This is a genomic window from Patescibacteria group bacterium (assembly GCA_028716665.1).
Lineage (GTDB): Bacteria > Patescibacteriota > Patescibacteriia > UBA2591 > JAQUPP01 > JAQUPP01.
Genome location: JAQUPP010000001.1, coordinates 517,368 through 538,638, shown reverse-complemented (window position 1 = coordinate 538,638; position 21,271 = coordinate 517,368). Strand labels below are relative to the sequence as shown.

Below are 21,271 nucleotides of genomic sequence, written 5' to 3'. Positions count from 1 at the left end.
AATAATGTTTATTTTAATAAAATAATAATCAAAAAAAATCATATGGCCAGTCAAAATCTTTTCTATATCACCACCAGCGTCGCTGTTATTTTTATAGCTTTTTTTTATATTCTCTTGGGCATTATCGCCGTGGTTATTGCTATAAGAATCGCTAAAGCCGCCGGCCGATTTTTAAATGTTTCCAAAAAAGCCGAAGATACCATGGATAAAATAAAAGAGAAAGTAACCTCCCTCGCTTTTATGGGCTTGGTTACTCAAGGCTTAAAAGAAATATTCTCTTTTGTTAAAGCAAAAAAAGAAGAAAAAGAAAATAACGAAAATAACGAAAATAAAAAATAGTTTTTGGTTTCTCCGACGCCAATGGGTCGGAGCTCCGACCGAAACGTCGGAGTTGGTTTTTAACTAATAACTGAATAACCATAACTATCAACTAAAAACTATATAAACTATAAAAAATATGTTTTCTCATTTGCACATTCATAGCCATTATTCGCTTTTGGACGGTTTGCCGAAAATTGATGATCTGATCGCCGAAGCGAAAAAATATGAGATGACCGCTTTGGCACTAACCGATCACGGCGTAATGTACGGCGTGATTGAATTTTATCAAAAAGCGAAAAAAGCCGGACTTAAACCGATTATCGGTGTAGAAGCTTATGTTGCCCCGCACAGCCGATTGGATAAAAAATCAAGAATAGACGAAAAACCATATCATTTGGTTCTCTTGGCAAAAAATCAGGAAGGATATAAAAATTTAATCAAGCTAACAACCATTGCCCACTTGGAGGGCTTTTATTATAAACCGAGAATTGACCATGAAACACTGATTAAACATTCGTCCGGACTTATTGCCCTGACTGCTTGTCTTCAAGGAGAAATTCCTCAATCAATTCTTAACAATCAGCTGGAAAAAGCTGAGCAAATTATTTTAAAATACAAAGAAATTTTCGCGCCGGGAGATTTTTATTTAGAGGTTCAATGTCATCCCAATAGTCCGGAACAGGAAAAAGTCAATAAAACTCTTTTGAAATTATCGCAAAAATACGACGTCCCATTGGTAGCGACAAATGACGTGCATTATGTGAAATCAGAAGACGCGGAAATTCAAGATATTTTGCTTTGTATTCAAACCAAGAAGAAAAAAACCGACCAAAATCGGATGTCTATGCTTTTCGATGATTTTTCTTTTCGTTCGCCGGAAAAAATGATTGAAGATTTTAAAGATTATCCCGGAGCCGTAGAAAATACCGAAAAAATCGTCCAAGCGTGCAATGTGGAAATTGAACTCGGAAAAGTCCAGCTCCCCCATTTCCCTATTCCTGAAGGACAAACCGCCAATCAATATTTGGAAAAATTATGTCAAGAAAGAATGGATCACCATTATCCGAATCCTGATAAAAGTATTTTGGAAAGATTCAATTACGAACTTTCTGTTATTGAAAAAACCGGCTTTGCTTCTTACTTTTTAATCGTTCAAGATTTCGTCAATTGGGCCAAAGAAAATAAAATAATCGTCGGTCCCGGACGAGGCAGCGCGCCCGGTTCAATTATTTCTTATATTTTAAACATCACTGATATTGATCCCATAAAATATGAACTTATTTTTGAGCGTTTCCTTAATCCTGATCGTATTGTCATGCCTGATATTGATTTGGATTTCGCTGATACGCGACGCGATGAAGTTATTAATTATGTTGAACAAAAATACGGACACGATCATGTTGCCCAAATTATTACTTTTGGAACCATAGCTGCCCGAGCCGGAATCAGAGATGTGGGCCGAGTTTTGGATATTCCCTATTCTTTCTGCGATCAATTGGCAAAAATGATTCCTTTTGGAACCAATCTTAAAGATGCCTTGGATAAAGCCAGTGATTTAAAATCTTTTTACAGCAGCAATGCTGACGCCAAAAAAATTATTGACATTGCCATAAAATTGGAAGGCGTCTGCCGCCATGCTTCAAAACATGCCTGCGGCGTTGTAGTCACACAAAAACCATTAGATCATTATCTTCCAGTTCAATATGATATTTCCGGTGATGAAAAAACGGTTATTTCTCAATATGAAATGCATGCCATTGAAAATCTTGGATTGTTAAAAATTGATTTTTTGGGTCTAAAAAATTTAACTGTCGTTGAAACTGCGCTTAAAATTATCAAAAAAACACAACAAAAAGAAATTGATATTAATAAAATTCCCGTTGATGACAAAAAAACATTTTCTTTATTAAAAAAAGGAGAATGTACCGGCGTCTTTCAATTAGAAAGTGACGGAATGCGACGTTATTTAAAACAATTAAAACCGACTGATTTAAGAGATATTATTGCCATGGTGGCCCTGTACCGCCCCGGACCAATGGAGCTTATCCCAGATTATATTGCCGGAAAACACGGTCTGAAAACCATTTCTTATTTGCATCCGAAACTGGAACCTATTTTGGCAAAAACTTATGGCGTAGCCGTATATCAGGAACAATTATTGCAAATCGCCCGCGACTTAGCCGGTTTTACTTTATCAGAAGCTGATGTTTTAAGAAAAGCGGTTGGTAAAAAAATTCCCGCCTTGCTTAAAGAACAAAAAGAAAAATTTGTCAGCGGATGCGTAAAAAATAAAATTCCCAAAGAAACAGCGGAAAATATTTTCGCTTTTATAGAACCTTTTGCCGGATATGGTTTTAATTTGGCTCACGCTACTTGTTATGCCGTTATTGCTTATCAAACCGCTTATTTAAAAGCCAATTACCCCACTGAATTTATGGCTGCCTTGCTTACCTCTGATCAAAACGACACTGATAGAATTTCCATTCTGGTGGAAGATGCCAAAAAAATGAAAATTGAAATTCTGCCGCCTGATGTCAATGAAAGTTTTGAAAATTTTACGGTTACTGATAAAAATAAAATCAGATTCGGACTTTTGGCGGTTAAAAATATCGGCACCGGAATAGTGAGAACAATTATTGAACAACTTCAAGAAAACGGCGCCTATCAAAACTTGGAAGACTTTCTAAATCGCGTCCAAACAAAAGATCTGAATAAAAAATCCATAGAAAGTTTGATAAAAAGCGGAGCCATGGATTATTTCGGCGAACGCGGACAACTTCTTGGCAATGTGGAAAATATATTGGAATTCGCCAAGCAAAATCAAAAAGACAAAGAAAACGGCCAATCAAATTTATTCGGGGCAACATCAGTCGGACAAACAATGGGTTTAAAACTTCAAACTGTGCCGCCCACCGAACATCAGCAAAAACTTCTTTGGGAAAGAGAATTGTTGGGATTATTCATTTCCGAGCATCCCTTACAGGAATACAGCGAAATTTTAAAAAAATATTCAATTCCGATTGGGAAAATAAGTAATAATTCAAGCGTTAAAATTATCGGTTTGGTTGGTAAAATTAAAAAAATCATTACGGCGAAGAAAGAAATGATGCTTTTCGTAAAGATGGAAGATCATACCGGCGATATAGAAGTTATTGTTTTCCCCAACCTATACAAAGAAAATCCCAACCTATGGCAAGAAAATAAAATAGTTTCCGTTACCGGCCGCGTTTCAGATAAAGACGGAGTGCCTAAATTAATCGCTGAAGAAGTAAAAGAAATAAACAAACATAAATTGGACGAGTTGTTGCTTAAATCGTAAAAAATGGTATAATATGAATAGTTTTGTCTCCGGACGTTAAGTCGGAACAACAAAACATTCACCCGCCCAAGTTTTTGGATTATTAAAAAAATCAAGTTATCTTAAAAAATAATAATTAAATATCCAAAAATCTGGGCGGGTACACAAAATTATAGTTAAAAATTTTGCGTTTTCGCAGAGCTCAAACTTAATTTTTAAATAATTTTAGTATGCCAACAATTTTCATTTCTCCTCATCAAAAAATCAGCTACATATTTTTCATTTTGGTAGCCTTAATGATTATTGGTTTAATTTGGGGATTATTTGTCGCTTCGTATGGAGTCACAATCACCCTTACGCCAGAACCCGAGGAAATTGATCTTGATATGACTTTAAAAGCTCAATCTGCTGTTTCTTCTAATTCAGATTCTATTCAGGCGACCATTCTGGAAAATACCCAGGAATCAGAAGAAAAAGGCCAACCTAAATCTACGGTCTCGGCCGAAGATTTTGCCGAAGGAGAAGTGATTATTACCAATAATACTGCTTCGTCAGTAAATTTTATTGCCACAACCCGCTTCTTGTCTCCTGACGGCCTGGTTTTTAGATTGGAAAAACAAACTTCAATTCCCGCCAAAGGCAAAATGAAAGCCATGGTACGGGCGGATAAAATGGGCGCGGCTTATGAAATCGGGCCATCCACGTTTACTGTCCCTAATTTAAAAAGCGCTGATCTGATAAAAAAAATATCAGTTGTAAGCGAAAAAGCGATGACCGGCGGTCTGAAAAAAGCCGGCATAATAATGGCCTCTGATATTGATGACTTAAAACAAGATTTGAGCGATAAACTTTCCAAGAAAGGAATGATCGAAATAGAGAATCAAGTTCCTCAATCTGATTTTAAAATTGTCACCAAGTCAACTGTTTTGCAAGAATCTTGCGATGCCAAACCCAATGAAGAAAAAACCGAATTTACTGTTTCTGAAAAAATTAAAATAGGCGCAGCGGCTTTTGATGAAAAAAAAGTTTTAGATATTGCTTTAAATGCTTTAAAGAAAAAAATTCCTCAAGGAAAAGAATTTTTATCTTATGAACCGGCCAGTTTGTCTTATCGTTTGCTTAATTACGACACAAATAAACAAACCGCTGATATCCAAATCCAAATGCGCGGATCCATGGTTATTAATTCGGAAAATCAAATCTTGGAAAAAAATCATCTTAGAGGATTAAATTCCACTGAAATTAAAAATTATTTTTCTTCTTTGAAAGACGGCGACATTTTAATCAAAAAAGTCCAAGTAAAATTTTGGCCGCCCTTCTTAAAAAAAGCGCCGACTTCTCTGGATAAAATTAATATAAAAATTATCAAGTAACGGGCTCGGGTCACAATCGCTCAAAAAGACTCCGCCAGCTGGCGGACCGCTTCGGCCTGCGAAACGCTTTTCTCGCGATATAACCCTCGCCTAAAAAAATTAACATTATGACAGAAAATAAAATAGAAATTATCCGTCATTCTACCGCGCATTTAATTGCGGCGGCAATTTTGGAATTATTTCCCAATGCCAAATTCGGCGTTGGACCGACCGTGGAGAACGGCTTTTATTATGACTTTGATTTGCCTCGTTCTCTCACTCCGGAAGATCTTCCGAAAATAGACAAAGTGGCCAGACAAATTCTTAAAAAAAATATAAAGTTTGTCTGTCAGGAAATTGATATTAATGAAGCCATCGCCTTGTTTCAAAAAACTGATCAGCCATATAAGATAGAATTATTAAATGATATTAAAAAATTCGGGACCACTGATGTTAACAAACAAACTGAAATAAAAGAACCTTCCAATAATAAAGTCAGTATTTATACGCTTGGTAATTTTGTTGATTTATGCCGTGGTCCTCATATCAGTTCAACTCAAAGTTTAGGCGCTTTTAAATTAACTAAAATCGCCGGTGCTTATTGGCGTGGCGACGAAAAAAATAAAATGCTTCAGCGCGTTTACGGGGTGGCTTTTGAAAATCAGCAAGAATTAAGCGATTATCTGAAACTTCAAGAAGAAGCGGAAAGAAGAGATCATCGAAAATTAGGCAAAGAATTGGATCTATTTTCAATGCATGATGAAGCGCCTGGCATGCCGTTTTTCCATCCCAAGGGCGCCATTATTTACAACAAATTAAAGAATTTTTGGCTGGAAGCGCAGAAAGAATTTAAGTATGACATCGTCATTTGCCCTTCAATGCTTGATGTTTCCATTTGGAAACAATCCGGTCATTGGGATCATTATAAAGATGATATGTACTTTATTAAGGCTGACGAAAATAAAACTTTCGCTTTGCGGCCAATGGATTGTCCGGGCGCGATTTTAATTTATAACAATTCTTTAAAATCTTATCGCGACTTGCCTATTCGTTACGCCGAACCGGGATTGATTACCCGCAAAGAAAAATCAGGACAATTAGCCGGCTTATTCAGAGTCCAACAATTCGTTCAAGATGACGCGCACATGTTTATCACCGAAGATCAAATTGAATCTGAAATAAAAGATGTGATCAAATTAGTTAAAAAAATATATCAGCCGTTTGGTTTGGAATATAAAGCCTATCTGTCAACCAGACCTGACGATTTTATGGGTGATATTAAAGTTTGGGACAAAGCGGAAAAATCTCTTAAAATAATTTTAAAAGATGTCTACGGCGATGATTACGGACTTAAAGAAAAAGACGGCGCTTTTTACGGACCAAAAATTGATTTTCAATTGAAAGACAGTTTGGGAAGAACTTGGCAATGCGCGACAATTCAATTGGATTTTCAAATGCCTTTGAAATTTAATTGCAAATATATTGATAAAGACGGAAAAGAAAAAACTCCGGTAATGATTCATCGCACGATTATGGGTTCTTTTGAAAGATTTATGGGTATTTTACTGGAACATTTCGCCGGCGCTTTACCCGTCTGGCTTTCCCCTGTTCAAGTTTATATCACTCCTATCGGTAAAAACCATTTTAAAGCGAGCCAAAAAATAGCCAAAGAGCTGGAATCATCCGGCATCAGTGTTTTGTTTGATGATTCAAATGAAACTATCGGCTATAAAGTCCGCAAGGCGGAAAAACAAAAAATTCCTTATATCTTGATTATCGGGGACAAAGAAATAAAAAGCAAAAAACTCAATGTCAGAATGCGCGGCAATGTGGTTAAAAATATGGCAAAAAAGAAATTTATTGATAAAGTGCTGAAAGAAATAAAAGATAAAAAATAATCAAAGCAAAATAATTAACGAGTTTGGCAAGTTAACGAGTAAAAGATTCGTTGACCCCAACGGGGCCCCTTTGGGGCTCGTTAATTTATTATCAACTCATATGAAATACAATCTTATCACTTTCGGTTGCCAAATGAATAAAAGCGATTCAGAAAGAATCGCCGCAGTTTTGGAAAATATCGGATATAAAGAAACCTCAAAAATTAACGAGGCGGATTTGATTATTGTTAATATGTGTTCGGTTCGCCAAAAAGCTGTAGATCGGGTTTACGGAATGATTAAAAATTTTAATCGAATTAAAAAACAGAATCCTAATCTTAAAATTATTTTAACCGGCTGCGTTCTCTTAAAAGATAAAAATAAATTAAAAGAAAAATTTGATTTGATATTTGATATAAAAGATTTGCCAAAATTAACAAAATTTTTAACCAAACAACAGAACAAACAAACCGATGACTATTTATCCATTTTACCCGTTATTTCTTCGCCTATTACCGCTTATGTGCCGATTATGACCGGCTGCAACAACTTCTGCGCTTATTGCGTCGTCCCCTACACCCGAGGCCGAGAAACCTCCAGATCTCCAAAAATCATTATTTCCGAAATTAAAAAATTATTAAAAGACAATTATAAAGAAATAATTTTATTGGGACAAAACGTAAATTCTTATCAAAAAAACGATGTTAATTTTTCCCAACTTTTAAAAATGGTGGATAATTTGCCGGGTAAATTTTGGTTAAGATTTATCACCAATCATCCAAAAGATTTGACTGACGAACTCATTAATACCATCGCTGAATGTAAGAAAGTCGGGCCATATATGCACTTGCCGATACAGGCCGGCAATAACGAAATACTTAAAAAAATGAACCGGCATTATACCGTATCTTATTATAAGAATCTGATTAAAAAGCTTCGTGGAAAAATACAAAATCTCAGCATTTCCACTGACATTATTGTCGGTTTTCCGGGCGAAACAAAAAAACAATTTAACGATACAGCTAAATTGATGCGCTCTCTAAAATTTGACATGGCTTATCTTGCCCAATACTCCCCTCGTCCTCAAACCTTGGCGGCCAAAACTTTTAAAGATAACGTAACCAAGGAAGAAAAAAAACAACGCGAAGAAATTTTAAATGAAATTTTAAAAAAAACGGCTTTGGAAAATAATAAAAAATATATCGGAAAAATTATAGAAGTGTTAATAATCGGTTATGATAAAAAAAATAATCTTTACGGTGTGACTGATACTTTTAAACATATTAAAATATTTTTAAAAAATATCAGCCCAAGGCTGACCGGCCCTGGGCAGGAAAACTCATTAATAAAAATTAACGAGTTTTACAATGTAAAAATTACTCAAGCGGCTTCGTGGGGCCTAGAAGGTTGTTTGTAGTCGCTTTCATTTCGTAAACAATAATAAAATATACAATCCAGAGAATAATCGCCAGAGGTATAAAACCCCACATAAAATTAAATCTGATAATGCTGTTATATAATCCGTGGAGCAGAATGGCTAAAATCAAACCCCTAAACTTAAACATTTTCTGAGTCATTCTTTTACCCTTATAAAATTTAGCCATTGCCAAATGATAACCGATAATTCCTCCTGACAAATAATGCATAAAAGTAGTGGTGAAACCCCTGAATAATAAAATCACAGATCCGTTGGCTAAATCTTTAGAAAAAAGAGCATAAAGAATATTTTCCGTAAATGCCAAACCCAAACTGAGACTCATACCGTAAACAAAACCGTCTTTTATCTCATCAAAATAACGGCAACGATAAAGACTCCAATTTAATAAAACGTATTTAGCCAATTCTTCAATCAGGCCATCAACCAAAAAAGACAAAATAAAAATTATTAAAATTGAATTTAATAACAAATTTTGTTCCACCCAATTCGTTATTGGCCCGGCAATAAAAATTAAAGGGATGGTAATAATCGCCCCCAAACTGAAAAATTTAAAAATCTCGCGTTTTGGTTCCGGCTGCCGGCGATCAAATCTTAAACAAAAGAAGAACCATAATAATGTCGGGCCGGCGCAAAGCAATAAATAAAACAATAAATTAAGAGGATGAGTTTCGCCAAGTAATGTTTTTATAAAAATATTCATAAATTTAACTGATTCTTTAAGTATAAATGAAGTATTTGTTATGTCAAATCGTAAAAAACTCATTGTTATTTTAGGTCCTACCGCTTCAGGCAAAACTGATATAGCTTTAAAATTGGCAAAAAAAATTTCGGCCCAAGGCCGACCAGCCTCGGGCTGGCATGGCGTAGAAATTATTTGCGCCGACAGCCGGACAATTTATAAAGGAATGGATATTGGTACCGCCAAAGCAGTGCCCAAAACCCGGAACAGATATATTATTAATGGAATTCAGCATCACATGATTGATATTATACAGCCGAATCAAGAATTCACCGTAGCGCAATTCAAACAAAAAGCGATAGAAATCATTGATGATATTCAAAAAAGAAATAAAACTCCGTTTTTAGTGGGCGGAACCGGTTTATATATCAGCTCTCTGGTGGATAATTTTGATATTCCGGCAATCGCGCCTGATGAAAAATTAAGAAAAAAACTGGAAAAAATGGCTAATCAATACGGACCTGATTACCTCTGGAAAAAATTAATCAAACTTGACCCTGAAGCAAAAAAATTCATTCAAAAAGAAAATATTCGCCGCGTTATTCGCGCCCTGGAAGTTTGTTTAAAAACCAAAAAACCTTTCTCTCAGGCGCGTCAAAAAGGTGAACCGCTTTTTAAAACTCTTTTAATCGGCATCAATTTGCCTCGTCAGACTTTATATCAAAAAATCAATCAGCGCGTTGATAAAATGATTGATATAGGATTAATAGATGAAGTTAAAAAATTGATAAAAAAATACCTGCCTACCGGAGCCTTGGCAAAGACAGGTCTTGCTCATTCGCGGGCTTTTAGCGGAATCGGTTATAAAGAAATTATTTCTTATCTGCGAAATGAAATAACTCTTCCTGAAGCCACAGATTTGATTAAAAAAAACACTCGGCATTATGCCAAGCGTCAAATTACATGGTTTAAACGCGACAAACGTATAAAGTGGATTAAAAAATTAAACCAAGCTCAAATTTTAATTAAAAAATTTTTAGCTTAATTCTTTCTCAAATAATTCCTGGACCAACTTGGGATTTGCCTGCCCGTTGGTCTTTTTCATTACTTGTCCGATCAGATATTGAACAACCTGGTGTTTCCCCTGTTTATATCTAATAACCGTATCTTGGTTATTTTTAATAACCTCTTTTACAATATCAATTAAATTATCTTCGCTGTCAATTTGTTTAACACTGGGATGATCCATAATTTGGCTCAAATTTTCATCTTTAATAAACATTCTTTCCAGTATCGTCTGCGCCAGAGTGCTTGAAATCTTTTTTTCATAAATCAAAACAATGAATTCAACGAATTTTTCCGATGAAATATCTTTTTCATTTTTTCCCGCCTTTTTAAGTAAGGGTAATAGACGATTAATCAGCCAATTGGCGGTTACTTTTGAAATTTGATGTTTGGATGTTTCCCAAATTTCCTCTTCCGTGCCATCAATTATATCAGTAGAAACAATCCATTCTCTTAATTTAACCAGTGTTTCTTCAATAAAATCAACCAATCCTTTATTTTCAATTAAAATATTCGCATCAATTGAAGAAAAATTATACATTTGAATAAGGCGTTTCTTGCGAATTCCGGGTAATTCAATAATATTTTTTTCCAATAGCTCCAAATCTATATCCTCTTTTTTAAGTTCATTAAAATCAATTGAGGGAAGATCCGGCTCGGGAAAATAACGATAATCTTGGACATCTTCTTTGCTTCTCTGAGGATAAGTATTTTTTTTCTTTTCATTCCAGCCCCGAGTAGACGATATTTTGGGTTGTTTTTTTTCTTGCCAAAGTTTTGTTTGTCTTTCTATTTCATATTCCAAGGCATCTTCCACCGCTTTAAACGAATTTAAATTTTTAATTTCCGTTTTTGGAAAATATTTTTTCTCTCCTTGCGGCCTTAATGAAATATTGGCGTCGCAGCGAAATTGTCCTTTTTCCATATCTGCTTCGGAAATATTCAAATATCTGGCAATGGTGCGAAGTTCTTGTAAAAATATTTTTGCTTCAAATGGAGATTTTAGACACGGTTCTGTCACTATCTCCATCAACGGCACGCCGGCCCGATTAAAATCAAGCAAACTCCATTGATCATCAGAAGAATGTATCAGTTTGGCCGTATCTTCTTCAAGATGAATTCTTTCCAAAGATATTTTTCTGATGCCATCCGCGCTGTCAATTTCAACGCATCCGCCTTTGATAAAAGGCAAACTGTATTGGCTGACTTGATAACCCTTCGGCAAGTCTGGATAAAAATAATTTTTTCTGTCAAACCAAGAAATTAAATTTATTTTTCCTTTTAATGCCAATCCTAAAATCAAAACATTTTTTAAAGCTTCTTTATTAAATACAGGCAATACGCCGGGTTGACCCAGACAAATCGGGCAAATCTGAACATTCGGTTCGGTTAATTTGGTATTATTGGAACAAGAACAAAAAAGCTTGCTCTGAGTTTTGCTTTCCAAATGAATTTCCAAACCGATTATTGTTTCTAATTCTAATTTTTTCATTTTTTTATTAAATTATTATGCGGCATCTCGGGCGCTTAAAACAACAGGTATTGTTTTTAATAAAATTTGCAGATCTAAGCTTAAAGACCAATTTTCAATATAATAAATATCCAGTTCTGCTTCTTCTTCAAAGGATAAAGCGGAACGACCCGAAATTTGCGCCAAACCGGTAATGCCCGGTTTTAAAATCAACAGTTGCTTATAATGTTTTTGATAACTTTCCACTTCTTCCGGTTCATGCGGCCGAGGCCCCACCAAACTCATTTCTCCTTTTAAAACATTGAAAAGTTGAGGCAATTCGTCAATTGAATAACGGCGAATAAATTTACCAACCTTGGTAATGCGCGGATCATTTTTTATTTTAAAAAGCGGTCCGGTACGTTCATTATATTTCATTAAATCTTTTTTAAAAACTTCCGCATTATTAACCATTGAACGAAACTTATAAAGTTTGAATTTTTTTCCGCGCCCTCCCACTCTTTTTAATTTTACAAAAACCGGCCCTTTTGAATTTAATTTAATCAATATTGCGATAATCAAAAAAAACGGCAACAGGATTATCAAACTGAAAATTGATAAAATTATATCAATAGATCTTTTTATCACCCTTCCCCATCCTTCCAACGCGGTTCTTTTAATGGAAATAATCGGCAAACCGCAAAAAGTTTCAGTTCTTATATTACTGAATAATGTCCCAAAAACATTAGGTATATATTTAAGCGTGATTTGATGTTCATTGCAAAAATCAATCAATTTTAATGCTTGATCTTGTTCGAGATTAGGATCTGCCTGAATAATTTGAGTAATATTACTGGCTTGATTTTTCCATTTTATTAAAAGCTCATCAATTGTTAACGGGTTGTCTAAAATTTTATAACCCAAACCTGAATTATTTTTAATATTTTGCATTATTTCTTCGGCAATTTTTCCTTTTCCAAAAATTAAAATCGGCTCCAATCCTTTACCGCGCCGATAAGAAAGTAATTGTATAAGATGAACCGAGATTCTGCCCAAACTGACAAAAACAATCGCCATAATCCAACAGGCCAAAATAATAAAACGGGAAGAAAAATAAATACCATTAAAAAATATAAAAAGAACAATCAACATTATCCCAACCGTGGAAGCCAAAAAAATCTTGCCGAATTCTTGAGAAAAATGCCTTCTTTCTCCCAAAGCATATAATCCGGTTAAAGCAAAAACTCCCAACCAAGTCAAGGCGACAAAAATAATGGTAATAAAAAATCTGCCAAACGGTATTTCGTAAATTACCGGCCGCAACTCGGTTAAAGCGGCAAATCTTAAATAATAAACAAAAATACCCGATAAAATCAACATTAAATAATCAACCGGCAGTAAAATTGTAGAAAATATGAGATCTGATTTTTTCATAAGAATACAGTATTAGTATATCAAAAAAATAAAAAATGGGCAAGAATGCCCATTTTTTTGTTGTAGACCTATAAGCCGAATTCTGTACCCCGAAAGGCGATAATTATTTATCTGGACCCTGATTTACATCAAGGTTCTGGCGACCTACCTTGCCTTGTGCAAAGCACAAAGCCTTTGGTCTTTCACTCAGGTAAGGATTTGGCCGTTTCACTCCCAAAATTACTTTTGGGATTCTTCCGAACAAGTTCGGAAGCCTCAACCCTTTCGGATTGCGGCGTCACTGTTCGCACCTCTCACATTACTGTGGACGGGCGTTACCCGCTACCCTGCTCCCTGACTAAAGCCAGGGAAGTGTTCGGACTTTCCTCCCCGCACCACTTTTAGACTCTATAATAAATAAACATAAATAAGGTCTAAAAGTGGTGGGGGGCAATTATCCAGTCTGCTGTTAAATAATAGCAGAAAATCATGTATTTGTCAATCTTCTAGTTTTTTAAAAATAAAAAAGAGGGGTAGGCGCCTATACCCCTCTTTTACAAAAACCGTGCATCCTAGGATTTAATCTCCTGAATGCGTTCTTCTTCAGATGGAAAACAGAATAATGCGCTATCTTTTATTTGTCTCAAATGTTTATGAGAAAGATTGGCAAATTTTATAATTGCCTCAATTATTGTTTCAAATCTCAAAACATACGGCGGATTCCATAGTTCCCTGTAATATCCTGGTTTTTCTGAGCGTTTTACGTAAACACCTCCAATATCATCTTCTTGCACTTTACCGATAAATATTGGACCTGATGATCCAAGACATACGCACCATGGTTTCTCTATTGACCATTCTTGTTTTTGCATAATTACCTCCTTAAAGAACTATTTGCATTTAATTTTAAATTATTTTTAATTTTTGTCAATATCAAAGAGTATTTTTGTCAATAATTTCATTAACTAGTTTATCCGCTTCCTCATTTTTTTCGCGCGGGATATGATAAAAATTAACTTTTTCAAAAGATTGTGCAAGATTCCAAACCTTAACAAATAAAACGCTTAATTCTTTATTTTTTATTTTCCATTTTTGATTCATCTGTTCAACCACCAATAAACTGTCCAAATAACAATCTACTTCACTTGCGGACAATTTTTTGGCCAATTCCAACCCTAAAACCAGGGCCTGATATTCAGCCTGATTATTGGTTGCTTTGCCTAAAAATTGGGCAAATTTTTTTACGACTTTTTTGTCAGTATCATAAATTACACCCCCCGCGCCGGCCGGACCGGGATTGCCTCTCGCGCCTCCATCTGTATATAATATAAGTTTCATAGTATATAAGCTTAGTTAGCTTTTTTAATATCAACAATTTTCATTTGCAATTCTTGCTGGCCGTTCCACTGATTAATACTTAGTTGAAACACCACATCTATTTTATCACCTATTTTCAATTCAGTCATTTTTTGATTGCCGTTAAAATAAATCATTTTTCTCTTCTCAATGATTAATCTGGAATGCTGACTGGTTTTTCCGACTGATTCAATATTGTCCAATTTAACATTGGAAACCAAAAAATTAGGGCAATTATTATTCTGTCCAAACGGTTCAAGTTTTTTTAAGTCGTCATATAAACTCCAATCAACTTCGGATAAACTAACTTCCGCGTCAATTGAAAGTCTTGGACACAAATCTTCATCCTTTAATTTATCATTTGCCAGTTGAGTCAATTCTTTAATAAAAATTTCCAAATTATTTTTATCTTTCAATGTAAAACCGCAAGCTTTTGCGTGGCCGCCATAATGAGAAAAGTAATGATGAAATTTTTCTAAAACTTTAGCCAAATCAAAACCATGAATGGATCTGCCCGAACCTCGCATAGATATTTCTTCCTTATGAATTGATATAGCTATTGCCGGTCTAAAATATTTATCCATTAAATTTCCGGCAATTATTGCCAGAAGACCGGCTGGCCAATCTTCACCGCAAACCACAATTATTTTATCTTTAACCTCTTCGCCTAGAGATTTTTTAATATCTTTTAAAATTTTATCCACCGCCTTTTGCCGTTTTGTATTCAAAGAATTTAAATGTATAGCTAAATCATTAACCTTCTCCTGGTCTGTCTCTAAAAATAAGTTTAAAACATCATTAGCGTGACTGACTCGGCCCGCGGCATTAATTCTGGGCCCAATTTGAAAATTAACACTCCAAGTATCCAGCGCGCCCAAAGTCAAGCCTGCCTGAGTGATTAAAGCTTTTAAACCTATATTGGAAGTTTTATTCAAAACAACCAATCCATATTTAACTAAAGTTCTATTCTCGCCCAAAAGCGGCATAACGTCAGAAATAGTGCCGATAGCCACCAAATCAAGTATCCATTTTTCAAAAGATTCTTTATTCGGAATTAAGCATCTTTTATCTTTTAATAAAGCTTGAATCAATTTAAAGGCAACTCCCACGCCAGCCAAAGAACGAAATGGATATTTTTCGCGCGGCAATTGAGGATTAATAATAGCATAAGCCGGGGGCAGTTCTTGAGTGGTGGGATGATGATCAGTGATAATAATATCCATCTTTGCCTGATTTATTTGTTCCACTTCTTCTTTATTCGTAGTGCCGCAATCGCAAGTAACAATCAAATTGATTCCCTCTTCAATAAATTTTTCAATCGCTTTTTTATGCAAGCTGTATCCTTCTTTTTCTCGATCTGGTATATACACTTTTAAAAATTCCGTCCCCAATTTTGTGAAAGCATTGAACAGAACAGCTGAAGACGTGACTCCGTCAGCATCATAATCTCCGTAAATTAAAATTTTTTCTTTTTTTTCAATGGCCTGATAAATTCTGTCTACCGCTTTGGCCATATCTTGAAAAATAAAAGGATCGTGCAAGTCTTGCGAATAATCAGGCAAAAGAAATTCATCAATCACTTCTTGGGTTTTAAGTCCGCGACTGTAAAACAATTGCAAAATCACCGGATGAATTTCCGGAAATTTATCTTTAAAATCATTTGGCATTTTTTGGGATAACTCCCATTTTTTATTGTTCACCCCGTTAGAAATTGCCATAAATTTATTACATAAATAACCCGCTAAATAACTTACTAATACAAAAATTTCTAGCGGGGTTCATTTTTCTCTTCCTCGCTAATCGCCTCTTTAAGCTTGCTTATAATATTGCCCAGTTTCACGGTAATAATAACGATAATCAAAGTAATAATAACGGCATAAATAAATTTTCCCAAGAGCATATTTGGTTTTGGAAAAATTGTAGCAAAAAAATCTTGAATTACTTCATTCCAAGCCAAGGCCGCCACTAAACCGAAACCGGCTGTAATTAAAGAAGATAATTTTTCCAAGATTTCCAATTTAAGCGATTTTTGATTTTGTTTAGACATATTTTCTTAAAATTAATGAATTAATCCTGCAAACTACTTCGTAATTGATAGTGCCTATTTTCTTGGCCAAATCATCAACTGTAATTTCGTTTTTATTTTGTTTACCGATTAAAACCACTTCTTCCCCTTCTTTGATGTCAGGTATTTTGCTGACATCAACCATTATTAAATTCATGCAAATTCTTCCGCGAATCGGGCAATATTTACCGCGAATCAAAACTTGGCCGCAGTCTGAAAGATGGCGATCATAACCGTCGAAATAACCGATTGGCAAAATAGCCAATTTTGTCGTTTTATCTGTTTGATAAGTTCTGTCATATCCGACAAAAGTTCCGGCAGGCACATTTTTAATTTGAATAATTCTTGTTTTCCATGATAAGGCCGGTTCAAATTTAACTTTTCGACCCAAGGCCGATCCGCCTCGGGCGGATTTTTTTTTATTTTGAGCATTTACTTTCGTATAATCAGATGGATAAAGGCCGTACATGCCAAGGCCGACTCTGACCAAATTAAAAAATGTTTTTGAATTATTAATTGTTGAAGCCGAACAACCGCTGTGAATCAAGGGTATTTTAATGCCGAAAAATTTTAACAAAGATAATATTTTTTGAAATTTTTCCGTTTGTTGATTGGTATAAGATTGATCTTTTGATTCTGATTCGGCGTAATGAGTAAAAATTCCGACAATATTCAAATTTGGCAGATTCTTAATACTTTTTATAAAATTAACCGCTTCTTCGGTTGAGACGCCTATTCTGGTCGCGCCGGTATCAATTTTAATATGAATATTAACTTTTTTTCTAATGCTTTTAGCGGTTTTTGATAAAAATTCAGCTTGCTCAAAAGTATAAACAGGAAAATCAATATTTTGCTTAATCGCCTCTTTTACTTGGTCAATCATTTCCCAGTAGTCTCTCTCTTGCCCGCAAGTGAGGGGCCAGTAGCTTAAAATAAAAATCGGGGCTTTGATTTTCGCCCGCCTAAGCATCAGCGCTTCGTCTAAATTAACCACCCCCAGCCAATTAGCCCCTGATTTTAAGGCAATTTTGGCTATTTCAACTATTCCGTGGCCGTAAGCATTGCTTTTAACCACAGCCATTAATTTCACCTTCGGCCCGATAATTTTCCTGAATTGGCCAAGATTATGTTTAATCGCTTGTTTTTTAATTTCAATCCAAGTGAGCATGATGTATATTTTATCAGAAATAAACGATTTGACAAGTATAAAATTTTTGATATAATAAATTAAAAAGGAGGAAAAATGATTGTTCTTGAAATTTTTAGATTTCTTCAACCGATTCTTTCTTTAGCTGCTACGATTGCCATAATCATATTTCTATGGCGTTCCAGTAATTGGTTATCAAGTATAAAAAAACCTTTTGATCAACTGGGTGAATCCATGGATCAGTTGGGTAAATTAATTGATGACATGAAGAAAGAGGTAGATGAAATGGATAGAAGATTATGCAAACTGGAGTTAAAATCGAGCTTGGAAGATTATATAAAAAAATATAAACTTTTGAGTAGAAAGGAAGAAGAAAAAATACGTTTCGAAATTCTACGCCAAATGTCTAAGGCTTATCCGGGTGATTTCTTAATGTTAATTACCATCGGATATCCTTTTATAAAGGCTTTGCCGGCTCCAAAAGAACAAAAATAAAAAAGGACTTGATATAAAAAATCAGTCCTTTTTAAATTATAAAAATAACTTGACAAATATAAAATTTTTGCTATAATTTAAATATAAAGATTACTCATTAAAAAAGTGATTTTTTACAAAGGAGGAAAAAATGGAAGTCAAATTGATTTTGGTGTGGGTTGGCTTTGGAATGTTTATTTTTGGTCAACTTACAGCAGCTTCGTCATATTGTAGTAATTCGTATAATGACTATATGACACAGAAATATCCTCAGTATTATAAGCCCATACCAATAAGCAAAACCACAATTATAAGCCATATAGTATCCATTTGTGGTATGGTCGTATTTTACTTAAGTTTGGCTTCATTACCTTAGAGATAAAAAAATAAAGTGCCAGTTCAAATTTTAACTGGCACCTTATTTTTTTATTTAACAAATCTATAAATACAATATTTACTTTTTTTCAATTTTTGAAAAACCGCAATATTTTTGCAAAGCTTCGGGGATCAAGATTGATCCGTCTTTTTGCTGATAATTTTCCAGAACGGCCAAAATCATTCTTCCCAAGGCCACGCCCGTATCATTAACAGTATAACAATATCCTTTTTCATTATTATTTTTTTGATAACGGATATTCAATCTTCTGGCTTGAAAATCAGTCGCATTGGTATCAGTCATTGTTTCCATAAATTCATTAGCCGCTATTCTCCAAGTTTCAACATCATATTGCTTGTGGCTGGCCGCATAACCGGCATCACCGGTGCATTTCTGAATCACCCGATAAGGCATTTTAAGTTGTTGCAACAGCCATTCGTTAATAGACACCAATTCTTCAAAAATTTCATCTGCTTGTTCGGGGAGACAAATAACATCCATTTCCAATTTATCAAATTGATGGACTCTTTTTATTCCGCGAACGTCTTTTCCCCAAGAACCGACTTCGCTTCTGAAACAAGAAGACAAAGAACACATTTTAAAAGGCATATCTTTTTCTGAAAATCTTTTGTCCATTCCATAACCGAAAAGAGAAGGCTCGGAAGAACCGACTAAAAATAATTTATTTTTATCTTCCACGTTTTCATCGCTGATTTTGTAAACCTGATCATATCCTTCCGGAAAATGACTGGTGCCGAAAAGAACTCTTTCTCTGACCATTAAAGGCACAACCATGGGCATAAAATTTCTTCTTAAAAGTTCTTTGAATAACAAATCAATAATCGCGAATTGCAAAATAACCGCTTCTTTTTTCAAGTAACAAAATCTTGAACCTGAAGTCAGGGCGCTTTGTTCCACATCAATAATATCCAAATCCTTGCCCAATTCAATATGATCTTTGCCCGGAAAATCAGATTTTGGCATCTGGGTGGCGACTTCAAATCCCTTTCCCAGTAAAGATTTATCCAAATATCCTTTTTCCGGCGTCCAAACTCTGACATCAATATTATCGTCTTCGCTCTTGCCGATCGGCGTGTCTTCACTCATTAAATTCGGAATCCAAACAGCCAATTTGTCCATTTTAGTTTTAATTTCTTCAAGGGATTCTTCGGTGGTTTTTAATTTTTCTTTCAATTCTTTTCCTTTGGCCCTTATCGCCTCATCCTTGCCTGCAGTTAAATTATTTCTCTCAGCGCGAATATTTTCCACTTCTGTTAATTTTTTTCTGTATTCTTCGTCCAATTCCAATAACGCATCCACATCAGCTTTTTGCGGATCCATTTTCCGATTAATAATATTCTGCTTGATTTTTTCTTTATTTTCTCTGATGAATTTAATATCTAACATAATGAATTAAATTACTCAATTAACGGATTATTTTTCCGACTTAGGTCGCAAAATTGGAAACAAAATTACTTCCCGAATGTTGCAAGTATTGGTTAAAATAAGAGCTAAACGATCAATGCCAATTCCTTCGCCGGCTGTAGGCGGCATGCCGTATTTTAAAGCTTTAACAAAATCTTCATCAAGACCTTGTGCTTCTTGATCCCCTTTTTCGCGTAATTTATCTTGCTCATTAAATCTTGATTCTTGATCCAAAGGATCGTTTAATTCGGAAAAAGCATTGCAAATTTCCATTCCGGCCACCAATAATTGAAATCTTTCCACATAATTCGGATTATCCGGACATTTTTTGGCCAAGGGTGAAAGTTCAATCGGGTGATGAATTAAAAAAGTTGGATTAATGAGTTTTGGCCTGACGCGCTCTTTAAAAAGTTCGTCCAAAATTTTGCCTCTATCCCATGATTTTTCAACTGTTATGCCAAGTTTTTTCACTTGTTCAATCAATCCTTTTAAATCTCGATATTCTTCAATATCAAGACCTGTTTCATTTTTAATCGCTTGTCTGAATTCCAATCGCGGATAAGGCGATTTGAAATTCAAAGTATTATTTTGATATTCAATGGTTAATTTTCCTTCCAAATTTGATAATAAATATTCAAATAATTCTTCGGTTAGTCTCATCAGAACATTATAATCGGCATATGATTGATAAAATTCTATTTGAGTAAATTCGGGATTATGAGAAGCATCAATGCCCTCATTGCGAAAACATTTGGCAATTTCATAAACTCTTTCAAATCCGCCGATAATCAATCTTTTTAAATAAAGTTCGGGCGCAATTCTTAAATATAAATCAATATCCAAAGCGTGATTATGAGTGACAAACGGTCGGGCAATTGCTCCGCCGGCTATTCCTTGGAGAACAGGCGTGCTGACTTCCATATAATCTCGGAGATTGAAAAAATCTCTGATTAATTTTATCATTTTTGTCCGTTTAACGAAAATATCTTTTACTTCTTGATTGGCGATTAAATCCAAATATCTTTGGCGATATCTGGTTTCCACATCAGACAAACCGTGCCATTTTTCCGGAAGCGGTAGAAGAGCCTTGGATAAAAGTTTCCAACTTGTCGCTTTAATGGTTTTTTCGCCTCTTTTGGTAATAAAAAGATGACCCTTTATTTCCAAAAAATCTCCGACATCAATATTTTCCGTAAAGAATTGATATTCTTTTTCTCCAACATTGTCTTGGGCGAAAAAAATCTGAAAACGGCCCGTTCCATCTTCCAAATTGGCAAAACACGCCTTACCATGCAGACGCAATAAAACCAAACGTCCAACCAAGATTACCAAAGTTTCTTTTTCCGATAATTTATCAAAATCATCAATCGCTTGTTTTACAGTATGAGACCTCTCGGATAAAGCCGGATATGGATTGACTTGGCTTGATTTGATTTTTTCTAATTTTTCTATTCTTGATTGTTCTTCGTTAATCATAGATTTGCGACTAAATTTAATAAAATAATTATAACATTATTTTAAAAATAAACAATCCC

17 protein-coding genes and 1 other RNA gene are annotated in these 21,271 nt (G+C 34.8%); 7 read left to right on the top strand and 11 right to left on the bottom strand.

Annotated elements, in window-relative coordinates:
* Positions 1-42 precede the first annotated feature (42 nt).
* The 5 genes from PHF10_02670 (at position 43) to miaB (ending at position 8,265) form a co-directional block, all read left to right on the top strand.
* Positions 43-339 carry a hypothetical protein gene (locus tag PHF10_02670; protein MDD5534632.1) on the top strand — a complete coding sequence of 99 codons (297 nt, stop codon included), beginning with the start codon at positions 43-45 and terminating at the stop codon, positions 337-339.
* Between the two features lie 118 nt (positions 340-457).
* Positions 458-3,640 carry a DNA polymerase III subunit alpha gene (locus tag PHF10_02665; GenBank protein MDD5534631.1) on the top strand — a complete coding sequence of 1,061 codons (3,183 nt, stop codon included), beginning with the start codon at positions 458-460 and terminating at the stop codon, positions 3,638-3,640.
* Between the two features lie 209 nt (positions 3,641-3,849).
* Positions 3,850-4,992, top strand: a complete 1,143-nt coding sequence (locus tag PHF10_02660; GenBank protein MDD5534630.1) for a hypothetical protein — start codon at positions 3,850-3,852, stop codon at positions 4,990-4,992.
* 107 nt (positions 4,993-5,099) lie between these two features.
* Complete coding sequence (gene thrS / locus PHF10_02655; protein ID MDD5534629.1) at positions 5,100-6,869, top strand: threonine--tRNA ligase; 1,770 nt, start codon at positions 5,100-5,102, stop codon at positions 6,867-6,869.
* Between the two features lie 100 nt (positions 6,870-6,969).
* A complete protein-coding gene (gene miaB / locus PHF10_02650) occupies positions 6,970-8,265 on the top strand; it encodes a tRNA (N6-isopentenyl adenosine(37)-C2)-methylthiotransferase MiaB (protein MDD5534628.1) in 1,296 nt (431 codons plus the stop codon).
* Here miaB and PHF10_02645 read toward each other — a convergent pair.
* The gene (locus PHF10_02645; protein MDD5534627.1) at positions 8,225-8,986 is read right to left on the bottom strand and encodes a PrsW family intramembrane metalloprotease; all 762 of its coding nucleotides are present in this window, start codon (positions 8,984-8,986) and stop codon (positions 8,225-8,227) included. The genes miaB and PHF10_02645 overlap by 41 nt on opposite strands.
* Before the next feature lie 40 nt (positions 8,987-9,026).
* Here PHF10_02645 and miaA point away from each other — a divergent pair, with 40 nt between their 5' ends.
* On the top strand, positions 9,027-10,010 hold the full coding sequence (gene miaA / locus PHF10_02640; protein ID MDD5534626.1) for a tRNA (adenosine(37)-N6)-dimethylallyltransferase MiaA: 984 nt from the start codon (positions 9,027-9,029) through the stop codon (positions 10,008-10,010).
* Here miaA and gatB read toward each other — a convergent pair.
* From gatB to alr, 8 genes are all read right to left on the bottom strand, one after another.
* Entirely contained in the window at positions 10,002-11,522 is a 1,521-nt protein-coding gene (gene gatB / locus PHF10_02635; protein MDD5534625.1) for an Asp-tRNA(Asn)/Glu-tRNA(Gln) amidotransferase subunit GatB, read from the bottom strand. The two genes, miaA and gatB, sit on opposite strands and share 9 nt — an antisense overlap.
* A 15-nt stretch (positions 11,523-11,537) precedes the next feature.
* A complete protein-coding gene (locus PHF10_02630) occupies positions 11,538-12,914 on the bottom strand; it encodes a sugar transferase (GenBank protein ID MDD5534624.1) in 1,377 nt (458 codons plus the stop codon).
* Between the two features lie 55 nt (positions 12,915-12,969).
* Positions 12,970-13,363: RNase P RNA component class A (gene rnpB / locus PHF10_02625), an RNA gene on the bottom strand.
* Positions 13,364-13,465: 102 nt separating this feature from the next.
* The gene (locus tag PHF10_02620) at positions 13,466-13,765 is read right to left on the bottom strand and encodes a hypothetical protein (protein MDD5534623.1); all 300 of its coding nucleotides are present in this window, start codon (positions 13,763-13,765) and stop codon (positions 13,466-13,468) included.
* Between the two features lie 61 nt (positions 13,766-13,826).
* Positions 13,827-14,231: a ribonuclease HI family protein gene (locus PHF10_02615; GenBank protein ID MDD5534622.1), complete on the bottom strand. Its 405-nt coding sequence runs from the start codon at positions 14,229-14,231 to the stop codon at positions 13,827-13,829.
* A gap of 11 nt (positions 14,232-14,242) precedes the next feature.
* Positions 14,243-15,916 carry a single-stranded-DNA-specific exonuclease RecJ gene (recJ, locus tag PHF10_02610; GenBank protein MDD5534621.1) on the bottom strand — a complete coding sequence of 558 codons (1,674 nt, stop codon included), beginning with the start codon at positions 15,914-15,916 and terminating at the stop codon, positions 14,243-14,245.
* 101 nt (positions 15,917-16,017) lie between these two features.
* Positions 16,018-16,296 (bottom strand): DUF5654 family protein, encoded by a 279-nt coding sequence (locus tag PHF10_02605; GenBank protein ID MDD5534620.1) that lies wholly within the window; start codon positions 16,294-16,296, stop codon positions 16,018-16,020.
* A complete protein-coding gene (alr, locus tag PHF10_02600) occupies positions 16,289-17,482 on the bottom strand; it encodes an alanine racemase (GenBank protein MDD5534619.1) in 1,194 nt (397 codons plus the stop codon). The genes PHF10_02605 and alr overlap by 8 nt, the downstream gene beginning before the upstream one ends.
* 75 nt (positions 17,483-17,557) lie before the next feature.
* On the opposite strand from alr, the gene PHF10_02595 reads away from it, so the two are divergent.
* Positions 17,558-17,956 (top strand): hypothetical protein, encoded by a 399-nt coding sequence (locus PHF10_02595; protein ID MDD5534618.1) that lies wholly within the window; start codon positions 17,558-17,560, stop codon positions 17,954-17,956.
* Between the two features lie 433 nt (positions 17,957-18,389).
* Here the strand turns inward: PHF10_02595 and serS are convergent, their stop codons facing one another.
* Both serS and lysS read right to left on the bottom strand, forming a co-directional pair.
* Complete coding sequence (gene serS, locus PHF10_02590; protein MDD5534617.1) at positions 18,390-19,718, bottom strand: serine--tRNA ligase; 1,329 nt, start codon at positions 19,716-19,718, stop codon at positions 18,390-18,392.
* Between the two features lie 27 nt (positions 19,719-19,745).
* Positions 19,746-21,212 carry a lysine--tRNA ligase gene (gene lysS / locus PHF10_02585; protein ID MDD5534616.1) on the bottom strand — a complete coding sequence of 489 codons (1,467 nt, stop codon included), beginning with the start codon at positions 21,210-21,212 and terminating at the stop codon, positions 19,746-19,748.
* Positions 21,213-21,271: the final 59 nt, after the last annotated feature.